This is a genomic window from Methylobacterium adhaesivum (assembly GCF_022179065.1).
Lineage (GTDB): Bacteria > Pseudomonadota > Alphaproteobacteria > Rhizobiales > Beijerinckiaceae > Methylobacterium > Methylobacterium adhaesivum.
The window spans coordinates 123,108-142,734 of record NZ_BPQD01000002.1 but is presented as its reverse complement, the minus strand read 5'-3'; the positions used below and the strand labels follow the sequence as shown (position 1 = coordinate 142,734).

At 70.9% G+C, this 19,627-nt stretch carries 19 protein-coding genes; 8 read left to right on the top strand and 11 right to left on the bottom strand.

The window, feature by feature from the left end:
• Positions 1–91: 91 nt before the first annotated feature.
• Together MFF01_RS03170 and MFF01_RS03165 are read left to right on the top strand one after the other, a co-directional pair.
• Entirely contained in the window at positions 92–1,096 is a 1,005-nt protein-coding gene (locus MFF01_RS03170) for an MraY family glycosyltransferase (RefSeq protein ID WP_238221907.1), read from the top strand.
• A gap of 10 nt (positions 1,097–1,106) precedes the next feature.
• The gene (locus MFF01_RS03165; protein WP_238221905.1) at positions 1,107–2,033 is read left to right on the top strand and encodes an NAD-dependent epimerase/dehydratase family protein; all 927 of its coding nucleotides are present in this window, start codon (positions 1,107–1,109) and stop codon (positions 2,031–2,033) included.
• Between the two features lie 54 nt (positions 2,034–2,087).
• Here the strand turns inward: MFF01_RS03165 and MFF01_RS03160 are convergent, their stop codons facing one another.
• The 11 genes from MFF01_RS03160 to MFF01_RS03110 form a co-directional block, all read right to left on the bottom strand.
• Positions 2,088–2,423, bottom strand: a complete 336-nt coding sequence (locus MFF01_RS03160) for a PepSY domain-containing protein (RefSeq protein WP_238221903.1) — start codon at positions 2,421–2,423, stop codon at positions 2,088–2,090.
• Between the two features lie 73 nt (positions 2,424–2,496).
• Positions 2,497–4,500, bottom strand: a complete 2,004-nt coding sequence (locus MFF01_RS03155) for an SDR family NAD(P)-dependent oxidoreductase (protein ID WP_238221901.1) — start codon at positions 4,498–4,500, stop codon at positions 2,497–2,499.
• A gap of 70 nt (positions 4,501–4,570) precedes the next feature.
• Complete coding sequence (locus tag MFF01_RS03150) at positions 4,571–5,416, bottom strand: DUF1206 domain-containing protein (protein ID WP_238221899.1); 846 nt, start codon at positions 5,414–5,416, stop codon at positions 4,571–4,573.
• 26 nt (positions 5,417–5,442) lie between these two features.
• Entirely contained in the window at positions 5,443–5,784 is a 342-nt protein-coding gene (locus MFF01_RS03145; RefSeq protein WP_238221897.1) for a hypothetical protein, read from the bottom strand.
• Between the two features lie 145 nt (positions 5,785–5,929).
• Entirely contained in the window at positions 5,930–7,159 is a 1,230-nt protein-coding gene (locus MFF01_RS03140) for a molybdopterin molybdotransferase MoeA (protein WP_238221895.1), read from the bottom strand.
• Complete coding sequence (gene moaC / locus MFF01_RS03135; RefSeq protein WP_238221893.1) at positions 7,156–7,641, bottom strand: cyclic pyranopterin monophosphate synthase MoaC; 486 nt, start codon at positions 7,639–7,641, stop codon at positions 7,156–7,158. Before moaC ends, MFF01_RS03140 begins: the two co-directional genes overlap by 4 nt.
• A gap of 10 nt (positions 7,642–7,651) precedes the next feature.
• Complete coding sequence (gene trpC, locus MFF01_RS03130; RefSeq protein ID WP_238221892.1) at positions 7,652–8,488, bottom strand: indole-3-glycerol phosphate synthase TrpC; 837 nt, start codon at positions 8,486–8,488, stop codon at positions 7,652–7,654.
• A gap of 10 nt (positions 8,489–8,498) precedes the next feature.
• On the bottom strand, positions 8,499–9,512 hold the full coding sequence (gene trpD / locus MFF01_RS03125; protein ID WP_238221891.1) for an anthranilate phosphoribosyltransferase: 1,014 nt from the start codon (positions 9,510–9,512) through the stop codon (positions 8,499–8,501).
• 54 nt (positions 9,513–9,566) lie between these two features.
• Complete coding sequence (locus tag MFF01_RS03120) at positions 9,567–10,181, bottom strand: anthranilate synthase component II (protein ID WP_238222134.1); 615 nt, start codon at positions 10,179–10,181, stop codon at positions 9,567–9,569.
• A 66-nt stretch (positions 10,182–10,247) separates the two neighbouring features.
• Positions 10,248–11,771, bottom strand: coding sequence for an anthranilate synthase component I (gene trpE / locus MFF01_RS03115; RefSeq protein WP_238221890.1), 1,524 nt, complete (start codon positions 11,769–11,771; stop codon positions 10,248–10,250).
• A 7-nt stretch (positions 11,772–11,778) separates the two neighbouring features.
• Positions 11,779–13,680: a peptidylprolyl isomerase gene (locus MFF01_RS03110; RefSeq protein ID WP_238221889.1), complete on the bottom strand. Its 1,902-nt coding sequence runs from the start codon at positions 13,678–13,680 to the stop codon at positions 11,779–11,781.
• 222 nt (positions 13,681–13,902) lie between these two features.
• On the opposite strand from MFF01_RS03110, the gene tpiA reads away from it, so the two are divergent.
• The 6 genes from tpiA to MFF01_RS03080 all read left to right on the top strand — a co-directional run bounded on the left by tpiA (position 13,903) and on the right by MFF01_RS03080 (position 19,607).
• Complete coding sequence (gene tpiA, locus MFF01_RS03105) at positions 13,903–14,667, top strand: triose-phosphate isomerase (RefSeq protein ID WP_238221888.1); 765 nt, start codon at positions 13,903–13,905, stop codon at positions 14,665–14,667.
• A 129-nt stretch (positions 14,668–14,796) separates the two neighbouring features.
• Positions 14,797–15,231, top strand: coding sequence for a preprotein translocase subunit SecG (gene secG, locus MFF01_RS03100; protein WP_238221887.1), 435 nt, complete (start codon positions 14,797–14,799; stop codon positions 15,229–15,231).
• Positions 15,232–15,435: 204 nt separating this feature from the next.
• Positions 15,436–17,064, top strand: coding sequence for a CTP synthase (pyrG, locus tag MFF01_RS03095; RefSeq protein ID WP_238221885.1), 1,629 nt, complete (start codon positions 15,436–15,438; stop codon positions 17,062–17,064).
• 121 nt (positions 17,065–17,185) lie between these two features.
• Positions 17,186–17,638, top strand: coding sequence for a DNA polymerase III subunit chi (locus MFF01_RS03090; RefSeq protein ID WP_238221882.1), 453 nt, complete (start codon positions 17,186–17,188; stop codon positions 17,636–17,638).
• A complete protein-coding gene (locus MFF01_RS03085) occupies positions 17,638–19,230 on the top strand; it encodes a S10 family peptidase (RefSeq protein WP_238221881.1) in 1,593 nt (530 codons plus the stop codon). Before MFF01_RS03090 ends, MFF01_RS03085 begins: the two co-directional genes overlap by 1 nt.
• Positions 19,227–19,607, top strand: a complete 381-nt coding sequence (locus MFF01_RS03080) for a hypothetical protein (RefSeq protein ID WP_373319612.1) — start codon at positions 19,227–19,229, stop codon at positions 19,605–19,607. Before MFF01_RS03085 ends, MFF01_RS03080 begins: the two co-directional genes overlap by 4 nt.
• Positions 19,608–19,627 lie beyond the last annotated feature (20 nt).

Sequence of the window (19,627 nt, the reverse complement as noted above, 5' to 3'; positions counted from 1 at the left end):
CGGGTGTCGGGCCGAGCCCGACATGTCCCCGGGCTCGGCCTTTCTAGATTCGAGACGTCTCGGGGAATATCTCGCGTATCACGGACCCGTCATGCTCCTCGCGCCGCTCGTCGCCATCCCCTTCGCCGCCGGGGTGAGCGCCGGGCTGATCCTTGCCCTGCGCCCGCTGCTCCAGCGTTATGCCCTGGCCCGGCCCAATGCCCGCTCCAGCCATACGGTGCCGACGCCGCAGGGCGGCGGCATCGCCGTAGTGGGGGCGGTGCTCGCGGGCGTCGGCACGGTGCTGGCCATGCGCGGGGCGGGGTACGAAGCCCTGGAGGCGCTGATCCTCGCCCATGCGGTCCTCGCCCTCACGGTCCTCGGGGCGGTGGACGATCTCAGGCCCCTGCCGGCCTCCCTGCGCCTCGGCGTGCAGACCCTCGTGGTCGCCGCCCTGGTGTTCGCGGTCGGAGGCCGCCTGACGCCGGGCCTGCCCCTCGCCGTGGAGCGCGCCCTCGCGATCCTCGCCGGGGTCTGGTTCGTCAACCTCGTAAACTTCATGGACGGGCTCGACTGGATGAGCGTGGCTGAGTTCGTGCCCGTCACCGCCGCCCTCGTCCTCCTCGGCGCGGCCGGCGGCCTGGCGTTCCTGCCCATGCTGGTCGCGGCAGCGCTGCTGGGAGCGCTACTCGGCTTCGCGCCGTTCAACCGCCCCGTGGCCAAGCTGTTTCTTGGCGATGTCGGCTCCCTTCCCATCGGGCTCCTCGGCGCCTGGCTGCTCTACCGCCTCGCCGTCGAGGGGGGGCTGGCCGCCGCCCTCCTGCTACCGCTGTACTACCTCGCCGACGCGACCCTGACCCTGCTCCGCAGGGCCGTACGGCGCGAGCCGGTGTGGCAGGCCCATCGCTCACATTTCTACCAGCGCGCCACCGACAACGGCTTCTCGGTGCTCGCCGTGGTCCGCCGGGTCTTCGTCCTCAACACGACCCTCGCGGTCCTCGCCGGCGCGACCTTGCTTTGGCCGTCCTGGCCCGTCACCGTCCTCGCCTGCGGGGCGGGGGGCGCCCTGGTGGCGGGCATTCTGCGCGCCTTCGCCCGGCCCCGCGCCATCGCCTGAGGAGGGACACGTGAGCGGACAGCTCGTCGCGTTGACGGGGGCCACGGGCTTCATCGGCCGCCACCTCCTCCAGGCCCTCTCGGCCAGGGGATACCGCGTGCGGGTCCTTCTGCGCCGGCCCGTCGCCGTGCCGGAGGGCGCCAGCGGCGCCGTTGTGGGGGATCTCAGCCGGCCGATGAACATGGCGGCGGCCCTCGCCGGGGTCGACGCCATCGTGCATTCGGCGGGCCTCGCCCATGCCATGTCGGGCACCCCCGAAGACGATTACCGGGCCTCCAATACAGAGGCCACGCGCAACCTCGCCGAATGCGCCGCCCGGGCGCGGGTGCGCCGGTTCGTGTTCCTGTCCTCGATCCGCGCCCAGACGGGGCCGGACGCTGCCGGCATCGTGCGCGAAACCGACCCGGCCGAACCGACGGACGCCTACGGCCGCTCGAAGCTCGCGGCCGAGGAAGCGCTCGCCGAGGTCGGCCTGGATTGGGTGGCCCTGCGGCCCGTCCTCGTCTACGGCGCGGGGGTCAAGGGCAACATGGCGGCCCTCCTGCGCCTCGCGCGCGCGCCCTATCCGCTCCCCCTCGGGCGGTTCGTTGCGCGCCGTTCGCTCGTGTCCGTGGACAGTCTCGCGGGCGCCGTTGCCACGGCGCTCGCGGCCCCCGCGCCCATCGGCCGGGCCCTCGTGGTGGCCGAGCCTGACCCCCTGAACCTGCCGGAGATGGTCGGTGCCCTGCGCCAGGGTCTCGGCCGGCGCGCGGGGCTCGTCGCCGTGCCGCCCGGCCTCATCGGCCTCGCCTGCCGCCTTGCGGGGCGGGAGGAAGCCTATGCCCGCCTCTCCACCAGCCTCGTCGCCGAGGCCGATGGGCTCGCGGCCCTCGGATGGCACCCTGAGAGGACGACGCGGGACGGTCTCGCGGCGTTCGCCCGGATGGAGCCGGCATGAGAAAGGGCCCGGCGTCTTGCGCCGGGCCCTCGAACGTCACTGAGCTGGTTGGTTTTAGCGGCGGACGTCGATCACGTCGCCGGAGCGGCTGTCGATGACCACGGAGATGTCGTCGCCGCGCCGGTCGGAGCCGCGCACGATCATCCGGGGGCCGCGCCGGTCCACACCGTCGACATCGACGAGACCTTCGCGCCGCGCGATCCGGGCAGCCTCGCCACGGGTCAGCTCGCTGCGCGGCGGGCCACGGTCGTCGTATCCGCGCCGATAGCCCGGATCCACCTGAACGCCACCCGGTCCGATGGAGATGCCCTGCGCGAAGGCGGGCGCGGCGGCGAGACCGAGGGCGACGGCGAACACGCCGCCGGCCAGGAGCTTCGAAACACTCTGCAAGATATTCTCCTCGGATCGTCCAGCCGATCCGGATGAATCCGGCCGGCTTCTCACCTGACTTCGGGTCTGCGCCTCAATGAGGAAGCGCGGCCGTTGGTTCCAGCACGTTGCGTGGGGAGCCAACAGAAATCACGAGGTCGGGTTCCGGTGTCGGCGCGGACGGCCGGTTGCGGAAATCAGGGATCGCCTCACCGAACACCGTTTCCGCCGCCTCGCGGTCGTGAGCCGCCACAGCCGCGTGCAGGCGTGCGACCCAGCCGTCGAGGACGGTGCGGTCGGCAAAGACCGGGCGCGCCGCCATCACCCCGTCGATGCCGTCGAGGGCGACGCGCGGCTCCTCGCGGGCGAACAGGATCTCGTTCAAGCGCTCGCCCGGCCGTGAACCCGTATGAACGATCTCGATGTCGACCCCCGGCTCGAAGCCGGCCAGCCGGATCATCCGCTCGGCGAGATCGCCGATGCGCACGGGCTGGCCCATCTTGAGGACGTAGACCGCCGCGCGCTGGTCCGCCCCGTCGACGCGCGGAGCGACCCGCGCCTCGCGGTCAGCATGCGAGGCGGCGGTGAGCACGAGGTCGGCGGCCTCCCGTACGGTCATGAAGTAGCGCACCATCGCCGGGTCGGTGACGGTGACCGGCCCGCCCCGGGCGATCTGCGCCTTGAACACCGGCACGACGGAGCCGACGGAGCCGAGCACGTTGCCGAAGCGCACGGCGATGAGCCGCGTCGCCGTCGCGCCGGGCTCGCATCCCTGCGCGGCATCGTGGGCCTGCGCCACCATCTCGGCGAAGCGCTTGGTGGCGCCGAGCTGCGATACCGGCTCGATGGCCTTGTCGGTGGAGATCATCACCAGGGCGCGGGCGTGCACGGCCAGGGTGGCCTCCGCGACGTTGATGGAGCCGAAGACGTTGGTCTTGATGCCCTCTGTCCAGTCGCGCTCGAGGAAGGGCACCTGCTTGAGGGCGGCGGCGTGGAACACGTAAGTCGGCCGGAACTCGGCGAAGACGGCGTTGAGTCGGTCGGCGTCACGGATGTCGGCCAGCACGCCCGTGACCCGGGCCTCGGCGAGATCGGGCCGGCTGAGGATGCCGTGGAGCGCCGGCTCCGAACTCTCCACCACCAGCACGGCGGAGGCGCCGAAGGCCACGGCTCGGGCGCAGATCTCCGAGCCGATGGAGCCGCCGCCGCCCGTCACGATCACCCGCGCCCCGGTGAGCAGACGCTCCAGGCGCGGCCGGTCGATGGCAACGGTGGGGCGCAGGAGCAGGTCCTCGATTTCCAGGGGTGCGAGGCCGGCGTCCCGCATGTTCTCGCCCAGACTCGTGACCCGCGACAGGGGTAGGCCGAGGCGGCGGGCGCGGGCGATGAGGTCGTCGGGCTCGGCCTCCGGCGCCAGGGCGCTCGGCACGGCGACGAGGCGGCGCACGGGCGTACCGTCGCGGGCGAGGTCCGCCACCACCCGCTCGAGGTCGGCGAAGGCGCCGAGCACGGGCACGCCGCGCATGGTCTGCCCGGTCTCGTCGGAGCGGGGGGACAGGATGCCCTTGGGGGCGAGGCGGCCAATGGTGCCGGATTCGATGGCCCGGACGAGGATCTCGATGTCGGTCCCGCGCCCGAGCAGAAGCGTCGGGGTGGTGGCCGCGCGAGCCTGGCTCTGCCGCGAGCGGGCATATTTGAGATAGCGGAATGCGAGGCGCGGGCCGCCGAGCAGGAAGATCTGCAGGACCCAATAGAGGCCGATGGCGATCTTTCCGAAGAAGTAGAACCCGTACATCGTCGTGGAGACGAGGACGTAGTCTATGACGAGGAGCGTCAGGGCAAGCACGCTCGCCGCCCGGACGATGCCGGCGAGATCCGGCAGGGACGCGAAGCGCCACTTCGTCCGGTAGAGCTTGAACCGGGTGTAGACGAACCCGGCAAACACCACGAAGGGGGGCAGCAGCAGGGGCAGCGCGTGCAGCCGTTCGGCGAGGAACTCGCCGTTGAAGCGGAAGACGAAGGTGAGGATCACGGCCAGGGCGGTCGCCACGCAATCGTGGACCACCATCACCGCGTTCTTGTAGGTGCGCTGCTGCATGAACTCCGGCCCATACGGGCTCCGGCCGAGGCGCGGTATCGGCGCCGCGCCCCTTCCTGTCAACGCGGTGTCAGGAGGCGGGACGGATCGCCCGCAGGACCGCGTCGTCTGTCTCGTCGATGTCGGGGGCGTCGATATGGCGAAACCGGGCCTGGATCAGGCCGAAGGCGCCGAAGGCGAAATGGCCCGCCGCCACGATCGCGAGCAGCACCCAGCCGTAGGGCTGTGCCCGCAGGGCCGCGAAGGCACCGGCTAGGCCCTTCACTTCCGATGAGGCCTGGTGCCAGGCGGCGGCGAGAAAGAACCCGCCGATGATGAGGAAGGCGATGCCGCGGGCGCCGTAGCCGAACTGTCCCACGGGCTTCGCCCATCGGCACTGGTCGGGCCCGAGCTTCAACCGGTCGGTGACCTTGCCGGTGGCGGCCTTGACGAGGAAGGCGACGCCGCCGGCCATGATGCCGAGACCGATGAACGCCACGAGCCAGAGGCCGAAGGGCTTCGCCAGGAGCCACGCGGTCCAGTCCTGCATCCCGTCGCCGCTTCGTGCGCGACCGAGGCCGAGGGCGAGACTGCCGGCGGTGATGGCCAGACCCGTATAGATCGCGGCACTTCCGATATGGGCGGCGCGCACGACGAGTCCCTTCGCCGAGGTGCCGCGCCGGTCGGCGTCGGTCAGTCCCTCGACGAACCGCCACAGGGCGAAGCCGAGGAGGCCCACCGCGATGAATCCGACGAGAACGGGGCCGAACGGTCCGGCCAGGACCCAGCGGATGGCGCTCTCGCTGTCGTCGGCCCGCCCGCCGCGCCCGAGGGCGGCCAGCAGGGCGAGGCCACCGACGACGCAGTAGACGATGCCGCGGGCACCGTAGCCGAAACGGGCGAGGCGTTCGATGACGTTACGGCCGAGGCTGTGCACGGGAATCCTTGTGGCTGCGCCGAGGGTCACCCGACCGAACGCGCCACCTTGCCGGAGAGTGCCACGTAGAATCCGAGACCGTCGCCGGCCGGCAACGTCTGGAGGCGCTCTACCAGCCCCTTGCGCTTGGCGTCGAGGAGCAGCCGTCCGGTGGGCTGGAACAGGGTCTCGCCCCCGCCCTCGGGCGGCGGGTCGAGGCGAATCGCCACCGTCTTGCCTTTACCGAATCGGCTCCGTTCCAGCATGTCGTTCAGGGATGCTTCGGCCGTCAGCCGGTTGGAGCCGCGCAGATCGAGCACAGATTCGGCGTCGGTGACGCCGAGGGACCCACGAAGCTTGTCGGCGTAGAAATCTTCGAAGTGAGGCAAGGGCGAAACCTCGGGTGGGCGAGCCGGGCGGCACGCGACGCCGGACCGGGAAATCCGGGCGGGGATGGCGCCGCGATCCTGAACGGTTCGGCCGCCTTCGTCCAGGCATCGGCGAGGGCGCGCCGATGGGATTCGCAGGGGTGCTTCAGAGGATGCGGCGGTCGAGGCGTAGGATCCGGCATGGGGCGCCGGCAGGGGTGGCCGGGGCGTGCGGGGCCCGGATCAGCAGCGCCTCGGCCTGGCCGAGGACGGAGAGCATGGACGAGTCCTGCCGGTTCTCCGGATGGACCACGGGCAGGCGGTCCGGGGCCGTGTCGAGCCGGGCGCGCAGGTAATCCTGGCGGCCGTCATTGGCCGGCATGGCGTGGCCGAGGGTGGCGGGTTCACTGCGGTCCTCGCCGGCGCGGGGATCGCCCAGCAGGGCCCGGATCGCCGGCACCACGAAGAGCAGGCCGCAGACGATGGAGGATACGGGATTGCCGGGCAGACCGATCACCGTGGTGGCCCCGAGGCGCCCGTGCATGAGGGGCTTGCCCGGGCGCAGGGCCACGCGCCAGAACCCGAGTTCCAACCCCTGGCGGGTGAGGGCCGATTGCACGAGGTCGTGGTCGCCAACGGAAGCGCCGCCGAGGGTGACGAGGATGTCGGCGCGGGCCGCGACCGCGCGGGTCAGCGCCTCTTCCAGGGCCTCGAGGGTGTCGCCGACGATGCCGAGATCCATGGTCTCGGCTCCGGCCTCTCGGGCGAGGGCCGCGACCGCGAGGGCATTGGACGCGACGATCTGGTCCCAGCGGGCGGGCTCGCCCGGCGCCACGAGTTCGTCGCCCGTGGCGAGGATCGCCACACGCGGGCGCCGCCGCACCGCGAGCCGGGCATGGCCAGCGGCGGCGGCGAGCGCCGTGCGGCGCGCGTCGAGGGTGTCCCCCACACGCAGGAGCGTGTCGCCTTGGCGGAAGTCAAGGCCGCTTGGCCGCACGAAACGACCCGCCGCCACGGATTCACGGGCGACGACGCGTCCGTCTTCGGCATCCGCGTTCTCCTGAATCAGGATGGCGTCGGCCCCCTCCGGCACCGGGGCTCCGGTGAAGATGCGCACGGCCTCACCCGCGCCGAGGCGACCCTCGAAGCCGTGGCCGGCGGCACTGGTCCCGACGATCCGCAGGGTCGCCGGACAAGTGGCGATGTCCTGCGCCCGAACGGCGTAGCCGTCCATGGCCGAGGCGGGGAAGGGGGGCTGGGTGCGGGTGGCCTGCACATCGTCCGCCAGGGTCCGGCCGGCGGCCTCCGCGATGGCGACGGTCTCGGCCGCGACGGGGCCGGGGAGGCCGGCGAGGATGCGGCGCAGGGCCTCCGCGACGGGGATCGGCCCGCTCAACCGGCAACCTCCGCGCGGTAGGCACCCGAACGCCCGCCATCCTTGGCGAGAAGCCGGATGCCCTCGATCCGCATGCCCCGGTCGGCGGCCTTCACCATGTCGTAGATGGTCAGGCAGGCGACCGACACGGCGGTCAGGGCCTCCATCTCGACGCCCGTCGGGCCGATCACCTTCACCTCGGCCGTCACCGTCAGGCCCGGCAGAGTCTCGTCGATCTCGCAATCGACCCGGACCTTGGAGATCAGTAGGGGGTGGCACAGGGGGATGAGTTCGTGGGTGCGCTTGGCCGCCATGATGCCGGCGAGGCGCGCCGTACCGATGACGTCGCCCTTCTTCGCGTCGCCCTCGCGGATGAGCGCCAGGGTCTCGGGCAGCATCAGCACGGTGCCGACGGCCCGGGCCGTGCGCGTGGTGGCGGCCTTGTCGGACACGTCGACCATGTTGGCGGCGCCCGCCGCGTCGAGGTGGGTCAGTTCAGCCAACGGTCGGTCCTCACGCTTCGCCGAACAGGAGGTGGCGGGTCGCCGCCGCAACGTCGTCCTGGCGCATCAGGCTCTCGCCGACCAGCACCGTGTGCAGGCCGTTCTCGCCGAGGCGCAACACGTCGGCATGGCCCGAAATGCCGCTCTCGGCCACCGCGACGCGGTCCTCCGGCACGCCGTGGCCGAGGCGGATCGCCGTCTCGAACGAAACCTCGAAGGTCTTCAGGTTGCGGTTGTTGATGCCGATGAGCTTCGTGCCGAGGGGGATCGCCCGGGCGAGCTCGGCATCGTCGTGGACCTCGACGAGGACATCCATCCCAAGGTCGTGCGCCGTCTCGACGAGGGCCTGCGCCTCGTCGTCGTCGAGGCAGGCCATGATGGCGAGGATGCAATCGGCGCCCCAGGCCCGGGCCTCGAACACCTGATAGGGCTCGAACAGGAAATCCTTGCGCAGCACCGGCAGCGCGCAGGCATCGCGGGCCTGTGTCAGATACTCAGGCTTGCCCTGGAAGGACGGCGTGTCGGTGAGCACCGACAGGCAGGTGGCGCCGCCCGTCTCGTAGGCCTTGGCGATGGCCACGGGATCGAAATCAGCCCGGATCAGGCCCTTGGATGGCGAGGCCTTCTTGACCTCGGCGATGAGGGCCGGACGGCCTTGCGCGATATGGGCCGCGATGGCGTCGGCGAAGCCCCGCGTGGGCTCCATCGCGGCGACGCGCTTCTCGAGCTTCGTCTGCGGCACCCTGAGCTTCGCCTCGGCGATCTCGCGGCGCTTGTAGGTCTCGATGCGGGCGAGCACGTCGTTGCGTCCCGTGGGCGCCGTATCGTCGGTCGCGGGATCTGACATGGGACGGCCTTCAGGCGTTGGAGACGTGGACGAGGGCGGCCAGCGTCGCGCGGGCCGCGCCGGAATCGAGGGCTTGCTCCGCCCGCTCCACGCCCTCCCGGAGGGTGGAGGCTGCGCCGGCCACCACCAGGGCGGCGCCGGCATTGATGACGCCGATGTCGCGATAGGCGTTGCGGGCACCCTCCAGAACCCCCCGCAGGGCGGCGGCGTTGTGCTCCGGGTCGCCGCCGCGCAGGTCGTCGAGGGTGTGGAGCGCCAAGCCGACCTCGCGCGGATCGAGGGTGGCGTGGGACAGGCGGCCCGCGTCGAGGGCCACGACGGCCGTGGGGCCCGTGACGGTGATCTCGTCGAGGCCGTCGGAGCCATGCACGGTCCAGACGCGCTCGCTGCCGAGTTCGGCGAGCACCTGCGTCAGGGGCTCGGCCCAGGCGGGGGTCGAGACGCCGAACAGCTGCCGCTTGACCCCGGCGGGATTGGCCAGGGGTCCGAGAAGGTTGAAGATGGTGCGGGTCGGCAGCTCGGCGCGCACGGACGCGACGTGGCGCATGGCGGCGTGATGGGTCTGGGCGAACATGAAGCACAGGCCGGCCTGGGACAGGCAGCGGGCGAGGCCATCCGGATCGAGGCCGATGCGAACGCCGAGGGCCGCGAGGACGTCCGCCGCCCCCGAGCGCGAGGTGGCGGCGCGGTTGCCGTGTTTCGCCACCGGCACGCCGCAGGCCGCCGTGATGAGGGCCGCGAGGGTCGAGACGTTGTAGCTGCCCGAGTGATCGCCGCCCGTGCCCACGACGTCGACGGCGCCCGGCACGGCGGCGACGGGCAGCATCCGCGCCCGCATGGCCTCGACGGCGCCGACGATCTCGTCGGGCGTCTCGCCGCGCACCTTGAGGGCGACCAAGAAGGCGCTGGCCTGGACCGGCGTCACCTCACCCGACAGCAGATCGTCGAAGGCCCGGCGCGCCTCGACGCGGTCGAGGCTCGTGCCGGCGGTGACTTTCGCGAGGAGCGGCTTGAACGAGTTCACGGGACCGAATCCAGGGGCCGTTTGGAGCAGGACCAATCGAGGCCGATCGCTCGCTCAATGCACGCCGGGCCGGCCCTTGTCACGCGCCGCGTTCCAGGCCGCCGCGATGTCGAGGAAATTCCGCAGGATCTGTGACCCGTGATGCGACAGGATGCTCTCGGGGTGGAACTGCACGCCGTGGACGGGCAGGGTCGTGTGCTGCAAGCCCATGATGAGCCCGTCGGCCTCCGCCGTCACCGCGAGGGCTTCCGGACAATTGGAGCGCTCGACCACGAGGGAATGGTAGCGCGTGGCGTCGAACGGCCCGTTGAGGCCGCGAAAGATTCCCGACGCCCGGTGCTCGATGGAGGAGACCTTGCCGTGCATGGGGGCGGGCGCCCGCACCACGTCGCCGCCAAAGGCCTGCCCGATGGCCTGGAGCCCGAGGCAGACGCCGAAGATCGGGATCTCGGCCGAGAGGTCGCGCACCACGTCGAGGCAGATGCCGGCCTCGTTGGGCGAGCACGGCCCCGGCGACAGCACCACGGCATCGGGCGCCCGCTCGCGGATCTCTTGAATCGTGATCCGGTCGTTTCGCTCCACATTGATGGAGCGGCACAGGGGGCCGATCAGGTGGACGAGGTTCCACGTGAACGAATCGTAGTTGTCGATGACGAGGACGTTGGACATCGGTCGCTCACTGGTCATGGACGGTGGTTTGATCCTGCGGAGCGGTTCGGTCAACGCGGCCGTGCCCTACTGCCCCCGCCGCGCCCGGCTCGCGTACATCACGGCGTCCTCGGCCGCGCGGAACAGGGCCTTGGCCTTATTCACGCATTCCTGCTGCTCGGAGACCGGATCGGAATCGTAGACGATGCCGGCACCGGCCTGCACGTGCATGCGGCCGTCCTTAACGATGGCCGTGCGGAGCACAATGCAGGTGTCCATCTCGCCCCGCGCCCCGAAATAGCCGATGCAGCCGCCGTAGGGACCGCGCTTCTCGCGCTCCAGTTCGTCGATGATCTCCATGGCCCGCACCTTCGGGGCGCCCGAGACCGTCCCGGCGGGAAAGCCCGCCGCCAGGGCGTCGAGGGTGTCGTGGCGCGGGTCGAGGTCGCCCTCGACGTTGGAGACGATGTGCATCACCTGGCTGTAGTATTCGAGGAAGAACGAGCCCGTGACGGTGACGGAGCCGATCTTGGCGACCCGGCCGACGTCGTTGCGGCCGAGATCAAGCAGCATCAGGTGCTCGGAGCGTTCCTTCGGATCGGCGAGGAGCTCGGCGGCGAGCGCCTTGTCCTCGGCCGGAGTGGCGCCGCGCCGCCGGGTGCCGGCGATGGGCCGGATGGTGACGCGCGCGTCGCGCACTCGCACGAGGATTTCGGGCGATGAGCACACCACCTGGAACGCCTCGAAATCAAGGTAGCACAGGAACGGGGCCGGGTTCGTGCGCCGCAGGGAGCGGTAGAGCGCCATGGCGGGCAGGGTGAAGGGCGCCTCGAAGCGCTGCGACAGCACCACCTGGAACACGTCGCCGGCGACGATGTACTCCTTCGCCCGCGCCACCATGGCGAGATAGGCCTCGGGCGTGGTGTTCGAGATGGGCTCGGGGTGGGCGAGGGTGCGCGGATCGAGGCGGGCCTCGACGGGTAGCGGACCTTCGAGGGCGTCCGCCACCCGTTCCAGGCGGGCGAGCACGGCCTCGTAGGCGGCCCGGGCGGCCATGCCGGGTTCCGGCCGCACGGGGCCGACCACGGTGATGACGTCGCGCACGGAGTCGAACACCACCATCACCCTGGGGCGCACGAGGATGGCGTCGGGCACGCCGAGGGGATCGGGGTTCGGTGGCCCCAGGGTCTCCATGGCCCGCACCATGTCGTAGCCGAGGTAGCCGAACAGGCCCGCCGCCATGGGGGGCAGGGCGTCCGACTCGCCCTCGGCACCGATGGCGCTCTCGGCGATGAGGGCGCGCAAGCCCGCCAGCGGCGCCATGTCCTGGGCCACGAAGTCCGTCAGGCCGGGATCGCGGGCGATCTCGGGCCGCCCGTCGCGGCAGCGCCAGGCCAGATCGGGATCGAGGCCGATCATCGAGTAGCGCCCGCGCACGGCCCCGCCCTCGACGGATTCGAGGAGGAAGGCCGGCCCGGAATGATGGGCGCGCAGCTTCAGGAAGGCGGCGACGGGCGTCTCGAGATCCGCCACCAGGGTAAGGTTGAGGAGGGTCGAGCGCCCCGCCTCGTAGGCCGCGATGAAGGCCGCATCGTCCGGGGCATGCGTCATCGGTCGATCAATACTCGCCGCCGATGGCCCGGCGGAACGCCGTCTGGTTGACGGTGATGCCCACGGATTTCTGCACTTCGGCGATGTATTCGCCGAGGACGTCGTCGGCGAGCGTCGCCTGGAAGCGCTTGGCGATGGCCTCGTCGGCCGGAGCACCGGCCACGTAGGCCGGCATGGCGGCGGCGGTGACCTTGAACACGGCGCGGCGCTCGCCGGCTTCCGCCGAGGCCGCCTTGCCCACGGCCGTCGCGAAGATGCGGTTGACCACGTCGGCGGTGAGATCGCCCTGGGGCTGATTGCGGGCGATGTCGGAGACGGTCTCGACATTGGCGCCGACGGATTGCGCCACGGCCTCGATGGTCTCGCCCTTGTCGAGGCGGTCGCTCAACTCCTTGGCCTTGGCGGCCAGGAGCCGCTCGGTCTCGGCGATGCGCCAGCGGGCCGCGACCTCGTCGCGGACGCTGTCGAACGGCTTGTCGTGGGCACGGTCGATGCTGGTGACGTCGTACCAGACGTAGCCGCCCGACTTCGTGCGCAGGGCCTCGTTGTCGCCGCCGACCTCGGCGCGGAACAGGGCCGCGAGGGTGGTGTCCCGGTCGGGAATGCCCTCGACCAGCTTGCCCTCCGCATCGATGCCCTGAGCGCTGAGGCTGGTGGACGACACGAGGGGAAGATTGCGCTCCTTCGCGATGTCGGCGAGCGGCTTGGTGTTGGCGCGCGCGTCCTCGATGGCGTCGTGGGCGGCCTCGATGCCGTCCGTGGCGCGCTCCAACGCGATGGTCTTGGCGATGTCGGCCTGGACATCGGCCAGGGGCTTGCGGGTTTCGGGCTCGATCGCCGTGACGCGCAGGAGCACGGTGCCGAAGCGGCCCTTCACCGGCTGGCTGACGGCATCCTTCTCCAGGGCGAAGGCCGCATCGGCCACGGGCTTGTCGAACAGCTCGGCCTTGGTGAGCGTGCCGAGGGTGAGGTTCTTGGCGTCGGCGCCGTTCTGGGCGGCCACGGCCTCGAAGGGCGCCTCGTTCGCCTCGATCTTCTTGCGCGCCGCCTCGGCCGACGCCTCATCGGGAAACACGATCTGCTGGATCGTACGGCGTTCCGGCGTGCCGTACTTCGCCCTGTCGGTCTCGTAACGTTTGGCGATGTCCTCGGGGCTGACGGCGTCGGGCTTGGCCATGGCCTGCGGATCGAGGACGAGGAGGTTCACCGCGCGGGTCTCGGCCGCGCGGAACGCGTACTTGTTCTCTTCGTAATAGGCCTTGAGCGCCTCGTCCGTGGGGGCGGGGATCTCGCCGGCGACGGAGGGCGGCAGCATCACGGCGGCGACGGCGCGGCGTTCCGTGGTGTAGCGGTGCACCGCCTCGCGCAGGGCCTCGGGCACATGGAGATCGGAGGCCACGGCCTCGGCGAGCTGGAGGCGGGCCGCGACTGCGCGCTGCTCGCGCACGAAGGTGGCCTCGTTGAGGCCGGCGCGCTGCAGGGTCTGGAAGAACAGGGCCGGATCGAACTTGCCGTCGGCGGCCTGGAAGCTCTTCTCCTCGCGGATCGCGCGCAGCACGGCGGCGTCGGGGATGCTCAGCCCCAGGGAGGCGGTCTGCTGGTCGAGGGAGGCCTCGCTCACGAGCTGGGCCAGAACCTGGCGGTCGAGGCCGAGCGCCCGGGCCTGCTCCGGCGTCAGGGTGCGGCGGGTCTGACTCTGGTAGCGCTGGAGCTGGTTCTGGTAGGCGCTGCGCACGGCCTCGGCCGAGATCGGCGTCTTGCCGACGGTGGCGACGGTGGAGGTCGAACCGGCGCGGAAAAACTCCTCGACGCCGAAGATCGCAACGCCCGCGATGAGGAAGACGAACACCACGGAGAGGATGATCTTGCCGAGCCAGTGCTGGCTCGCCTTGCGCATGTTCGTGAGCATGGGGTCCGGTTCTTCGTCTCGGCGGATGCGACGTGGGCGGGCCACGATCATCCTGAAGGTTGCCCGCGATAGACCATCCGCACGCCGCCGCAAAGACCGCAGCACCGGGGCCGGCCGGTTTGGCGCAGCCCGGTCGATCTGGTACGGGCGGCACGAAACTTGGTCCGAACGAAACTCGGTCCGAACGAAACCTGGCCCGAACGTGACACGGAGCGGACATCCATGACGAAGGCGGGGCGACGGCCTCTGGTTGCGGGCAACTGGAAGATGAACGGTCTGCGCAGCTCGGTCTCGGTGGTGGAGGCCGTGCGCAGCGGCCTCGCGCCGGCTCTCCTCGACACCGTCGACGTCCTGATCTGCCCGCCCTCGACCCTGATTTCCTCCTGCGTTGCGGCGACCTACGGATCCCCCATCGCCATCGGCGGCCAGAACCTGCACGCCAAGCCGAGCGGCGCCTTCACCGGCAGCATCTCGGCCGAGATGTTGGCCGACCTCGGTGCGTCCTACGTCATCGTCGGCCATTCCGAGCGCCGCGCCTACCATTACGAGACCGACGACGGCGTCCATGCCAAGGCCCTCGGCGCCCGGCGGGCCGGCCTCTGCGGCATCATCTGCGTCGGCGAGACCCAGGACGAGCGCGAGGAGGGGCGCACCCTCGATATCGTGCGTGCCCAGCTCGCCATCGGCGTGCCGAAGGGCGCCACGGGGGCCGATACGGTCATCGCCTACGAGCCCGTCTGGGCCATCGGCACCGGCCTGACTCCGACGCCGGCGGACATCGCCGAGGTTCACGCCTCCTTGCGCGAGATGCTGGGCCGGCTCATCGGGCCCGAGGCCGACAAGATCCGGATCCTGTACGGCGGCTCGGTCAAGCCCGGCAACGCCCGTGAACTCATGGCCGTCGAGAACGTCGACGGTGCCCTCGTGGGCGGCGCCAGCCTCGTGGCGGAGGACTTCCTGGGGATCGTCGGCGCCTACGCCCCCTGAACGGGCGCGGGATTGGCGTTCCCGGGCGTTCTCGTGTAACAGCCGACCAAATATGTGGACGGCGCGCATGCGGCGCCGTGCCCACGCCCTCCTGCGCGCGCCCGGATCGGTGCCGCCCCTGGATAAACGATGCAGACCGTCCTGATCTCGATCCACCTCATCGTCGTCCTCGGCCTCATCGCCGTGGTCCTGCTGCAGCGGTCCGAGGGCGGCCTCGGTCTCGGCGGCGGCGGTGGTGGCGGTGTCTCCGGCTTCATGACGGGGCGCGGCCAGGCCAACGCCCTGACGCGGGCGACGGCGATCCTGGCCGCCCTGTTCTTCGCGACCAGCATGACCCTCGGCGTCATGGCGCATCGCTCCGCCGCCCCGCGCTCGATCCTCGACGGCGCCGGCACGACGCAGCCCGCCGGGCAGCCCAATGCCGGCAACCTCCTCGATACCCTGCGGCAGAACCAGGGTGGCGCCACCCCGGCCCCCACGACGGCACCCGCTCCCACGACGGCGCCTGCCGCTCCGGCTGCGCCCGCCGCTCCCACGGCCCCCGAGGCACCGCAGTCGCGCTGATCCGCGAAGGGCGGTCTCCCGCCTCGTTCTCGCCTGTCACTCCACCGGCCGGTCTCCCCGGCTGGTCCTGGCCCGGTGCCCGGGCCGAAGAACCCGAATGCGACGCCCCCGAACGACGATGCTCCGCGCATGCTCGGCTTGCGCGGGGGATAAGCGTTTTTGCGGTTTGGCGAATCGTCCACCCTTGTTTATGGACCGAAGCCCATGACGCGGTACGTTTTCATCACCGGCGGCGTGGTCTCCTCGCTCGGCAAGGGTCTCGCATCGGCTGCGCTTGCGGCCCTGCTCCAGGCGCGCGGCCACACGGTCCGCCTGCGCAAGCTCGACCCCTACCTCAACGTCGATCCGGGCACGATGAGCCCGACTCAGCACGGCGAGGTGTTCGTCACCGACGACGGTGCCGAGACCGACCTCGATCTCGGCCACTACGAGCGCTTCACCGGCCTGCCGGCGACGCGGGCCGACAACATCACCACGGGCCGGATCTACCTCGACATCATCACCAAGGAGCGGCGCGGCGACTACCTCGGCGCTACGATCCAAGTGATTCCCCACGTCACCAACGCGATCAAGGCGTTCGTCCTCGAGGGCAACGAGGCGTTCGACTTCGTCCTCGTCGAGATCGGCGGCACGGTGGGCGACATCGAGGGTCTGCCGTTCTTCGAGGCGATCCGCCAGCTCGGCCAGGAACTGCCCCGCGGCGCCACCGCCTTCGTACACCTCACCCTGCTGCCCTACATTCCGTCGGCGGGTGAGCTGAAGACGAAGCCGACCCAGCACTCCGTGAAGGAGCTGCGCTCCATCGGCATCCAGCCCGACATGCTGCTGTGCCGCTGCGACCGGCCGATCCCGGTGGACGAGCGCCGCAAGCTCGCCCTGTTCTGCAACGTGCGCGAGACCGCCGTCATCGAGGCGCGCGACGTCGCCTCCATCTACGATGTGCCCCTGTCCTATCGCGAGGCCGGCCTCGACCGCGAGGTGCTGGCGCATTTCGGCATCGAGCCGAAGGGCGAGCCGAACCTCACCAAGTGGCAGACCATCTCCGAGCGGGTCCGCAACCCCGAGGGCGAGGTCTCCATTGCCATCGTGGGCAAGTACACGGGCCTCAAGGACGCCTACAAATCCCTCACCGAGGCCCTCACTCACGGCGGCATCGCCCACCGGGTCAAGGTGAACCTCGAATGGATCGAGGCCGAGGTGTTCGAGCGCGAGGATCCCGCGCCGTTCTTGGAGGGTATCAACGGTATCCTCGTGCCCGGCGGCTTCGGCCAGCGCGGCGCCGAGGGCAAGATCCGCGCGGCCCGCTACGCCCGTGAGCGCAAGATCCCGTATTTCGGCATCTGCTTCGGCATGCAGATGGCGGTGATCGAGGCGGCCCGCTCGCTCGCCGGCGTGCCGGACGCCAACTCCACGGAGTTCGGCGAGACGACGCAGCCCGTGGTCGGCCTCCTCACGGAATGGCTGCGCGGCAACGAACTGGAGCAGCGCGCGGCTGCCGGAGACCTCGGCGGCACCATGCGGCTCGGCGCCTACGACGCGACCCTGCGCCCCGACACCAAGATCGCCGAGATCTACGGAACCACCGAGATCTCCGAGCGCCACCGCCATCGCTATGAGGTCAACATGGCCTATCGCGAGTGCCTTGAGGCCAAGGGCCTGCGCTTCTCGGGCCTTTCGCCGGACGGTCTCCTGCCCGAGACCGTGGAGCATGTCGGGCACCCGTGGTTCATCGGCGTGCAGTTCCATCCGGAGTTGAAGTCGCGCCCGTTCGAGCCGCATCCGCTGTTCCAGAGCTTCATCGGTGCGGCCATCGTCCAGAGCCGGCTGGTCTGAGGCGGGACCACGCGCCGCGCCCGCGTCTGGCGTCCGGGCGCTTCCCTTCCGGTGTTATGCGCTTACCTTGCTCGGTGGCACGCTGGCCGAATGCGGCTGCCGCCATCGGCCTGGAGGGGGCGTGACCGAAATCCTGTTCTACCACCTGCAGCATCAGCCCCTGGAACGGGTCCTGCCGAGCCTCGTCGAGCGCTCGCTGGAGCGGCAGTGGCGGGCGGCGATCCAGGTGGCGAGCGAGGAGCGGCTCCAGGCCCTCGACGATGGGCTATGGACCTATTCCGACGACAGCTTCCTGCCCCATGGCACCGATCGGGACCCGGACCACGCGACCCAGCCCGTCGTCCTGACCCTGAAGGACACCAACCCCAACGGGGCCGCCATCCGCTTTCTCGTGGAAGGGGCGCCCCTGCCTCCGAACGCCGAAGACTATGCCCGCCTGTGCGTGCTGTTCGATGGCACCGATCAGGACGCCCTCATGCGCGCCCGCGAGCAGTGGAAGGAGGCCAAGGCCGCCGGCCATAGCATCGCCTACTGGCAGCAGGACGAGGACGGTCGCTGGCAGAAGAAAGCCTGATGCACGCCACCGGAGGACACGCCCTGCAACGCTTCGCCCTCGGCCTCGCGGCCTTTCTCCTCGCGACCGCCACACCCCACGCCCAATCCGCCCCGCAGGCGGAACGCCCCGCCGCCGAAGCGCGAAAGGCCCCGGAGGGGCGCAAGCTTCCCGCCGACGCGGTGACCGAACACAGCGTCACCCTGCCGGATGGCAGGACCCTGGCCTTCACGGCCCGGGCCGGCAGCCTGCCCCTCGTGGACGAGGCCGGCAAGCTCCAGGCCGAGATCGCCTTCATCGCCTACACGATGCCGGGCCGCGACGGCGCGCCGCGTCCCGTGACCTTTGCCGTCAACGGCGGTCCGGGCGCGGCCTCGGCCTATCTCAACATCGGCGCCATCGGCCCGTGGCGCCTGCCGGTGGAGGGGGCGAGCATCAGCCCGTCCGCGCCCATCGGTCTGGTGCCGAACGACGGCACCTGGCTCGATTTCACCGATCTCGTGTTCATCGATCCCGTGGGCACCGGCTACAGCCGGGCGGCGGACGGGGAGCCCAAGAAATACTGGAGCGTGGACGCCGACGCCTCGGTCCTGTCCTCGGCCATCGCCCGCTGGCTGCGCACGAACGAGCGCATGGCCGCCCCGAAGTTCTTCGTCGGTGAGAGCTACGGCGGGTTCCGGGGGCCGCTTATCGCGGCCAAACTCCAGGAGGAGATCGGCATCGGCCTGTCGGGCCTCGTCCTGCTGTCGCCGGTCCTCGATTTCGGCTGGCTGCAGACGCCGCGCACGACGCCGTGGGGACACGTGCTGAAGCTGCCCTCCTTCGCCGCCGCCGCCATCGAGCGCGCGGGCGGTACGCCGACCCGCGCGACCCTGGCCGACGCCGAAGCCTACGCCACCGGCCCCTACCTCGCCGATCTCCTGAAAGGGCCGTCGGACAAGGCCGCCGTCGCTCGCCTGGCGGACCGGGTCGGCGCGCTGGCCGGTCTCGATCCGGATTTCGTGCGGCGCCAGGCCGGGCGGCTCTCGGCGAGCGGCGTCCAGCGCGAGATCGGCCGCGACACCGGCCGCGTCGCCAGCGCCTACGACACCGGCGTCACCGGATGGGACCCGGACCCCACGGCCCTGTCGTCGGGGTTCGAGGACCCGTTGCTCACGGCCCTCCAGGCGCCCCTCACGAGCGCGATGATCGCCCTCTACAGCGATCGCCTGAACTGGAAGGTGCCGGACCTGCGCTATGAGCTTCTCAACAACGCGGTCAACCGGGGCTGGACCTGGGGCAGCGGACGCATGGCGCCCGAGGCCCTCGGCGCCCTGCGCGGGGCGCTCGCCCTCGACGGCAATTTGCGGGTGCTCGTGGCCCACGGCTTCACTGACCTCGTGACGCCCTACTTCGCCTCGAAGCTCCTCATCGACCAGATGCCCGCCTTCGCGGTCGAACGCCTGAGTCTGACTGTTTATCCCGGCGGGCACATGTTCTACTCCCGCCCCGATTCGCGCGCGGCGTTCCACAGGGACGCCGCCGCCCTGTTCGCGCAGGCCCTCGCGGCGCGGAGGATGCCGGCCGTGGACAAGCCGGCGGACGCCGCGCCGACCCGCAAGGACACGCCGTGATCCGCCCCCTTGCCACTCGCTCGTCCGTTGTCGTCCTCGCTGCCTGGGGTTTGGCCGCTTGTACCGCAACGCCGACGCTGGCGCCCGAGCCGACGCCCGTGGCCGCACCGGCTGCCCGGCCCGCCCCGGCCCCCACCTTCTCCGGCCCGGTGCTGAACGGTGACGGGACCTGTTCGGGGGCGGTACCGACTGGGGCCGCTAACATCGAGCCCGGGATCGGCGAATGCGATCTCGTGCGCCTCAAGGGCAAGCCGCCTACGGACGTCCTCGTCGGCGAAGGCCGGTCAGGCCGCGAGGTTCAGGTGCTCTATACCGAGCCTGGCGCCAAGGAGCTGTACTTCTTCGTCAACAACCGCCTCGACCGGATCGTGAAGTAGGGGCGCTCGAGCACACGTCC

Bases quoted from the DNA above. Each gene is read 5' to 3' on its own strand.
- MFF01_RS03170 (WP_238221907.1), top strand. From the start codon at position 92: ATGCTCCTCGCGCCGCTCGTCGCCATCCCCTTCGCCGCCGGGGTGAGC.
- MFF01_RS03155 (WP_238221901.1), bottom strand. From the start codon at position 4,500: ATGCAGCAGCGCACCTACAAGAACGCGGTGATGGTGGTCCACGATTGC.
- trpC (WP_238221892.1), bottom strand. From the start codon at position 8,488: ATGTCAGATCCCGCGACCGACGATACGGCGCCCACGGGACGCAACGAC.
- MFF01_RS03120 (WP_238222134.1), bottom strand. From the start codon at position 10,181: ATGTCCAACGTCCTCGTCATCGACAACTACGATTCGTTCACGTGGAAC.
- trpE (WP_238221890.1), bottom strand. From the start codon at position 11,771: ATGACGCATGCCCCGGACGATGCGGCCTTCATCGCGGCCTACGAGGCG.
- MFF01_RS03110 (WP_238221889.1), bottom strand. From the start codon at position 13,680: ATGCTCACGAACATGCGCAAGGCGAGCCAGCACTGGCTCGGCAAGATC.
- tpiA (WP_238221888.1), top strand. From the start codon at position 13,903: ATGACGAAGGCGGGGCGACGGCCTCTGGTTGCGGGCAACTGGAAGATG.
- secG (WP_238221887.1), top strand. From the start codon at position 14,797: ATGCAGACCGTCCTGATCTCGATCCACCTCATCGTCGTCCTCGGCCTC.
- pyrG (WP_238221885.1), top strand. From the start codon at position 15,436: ATGACGCGGTACGTTTTCATCACCGGCGGCGTGGTCTCCTCGCTCGGC.
- MFF01_RS03085 (WP_238221881.1), top strand. From the start codon at position 17,638: ATGCACGCCACCGGAGGACACGCCCTGCAACGCTTCGCCCTCGGCCTC.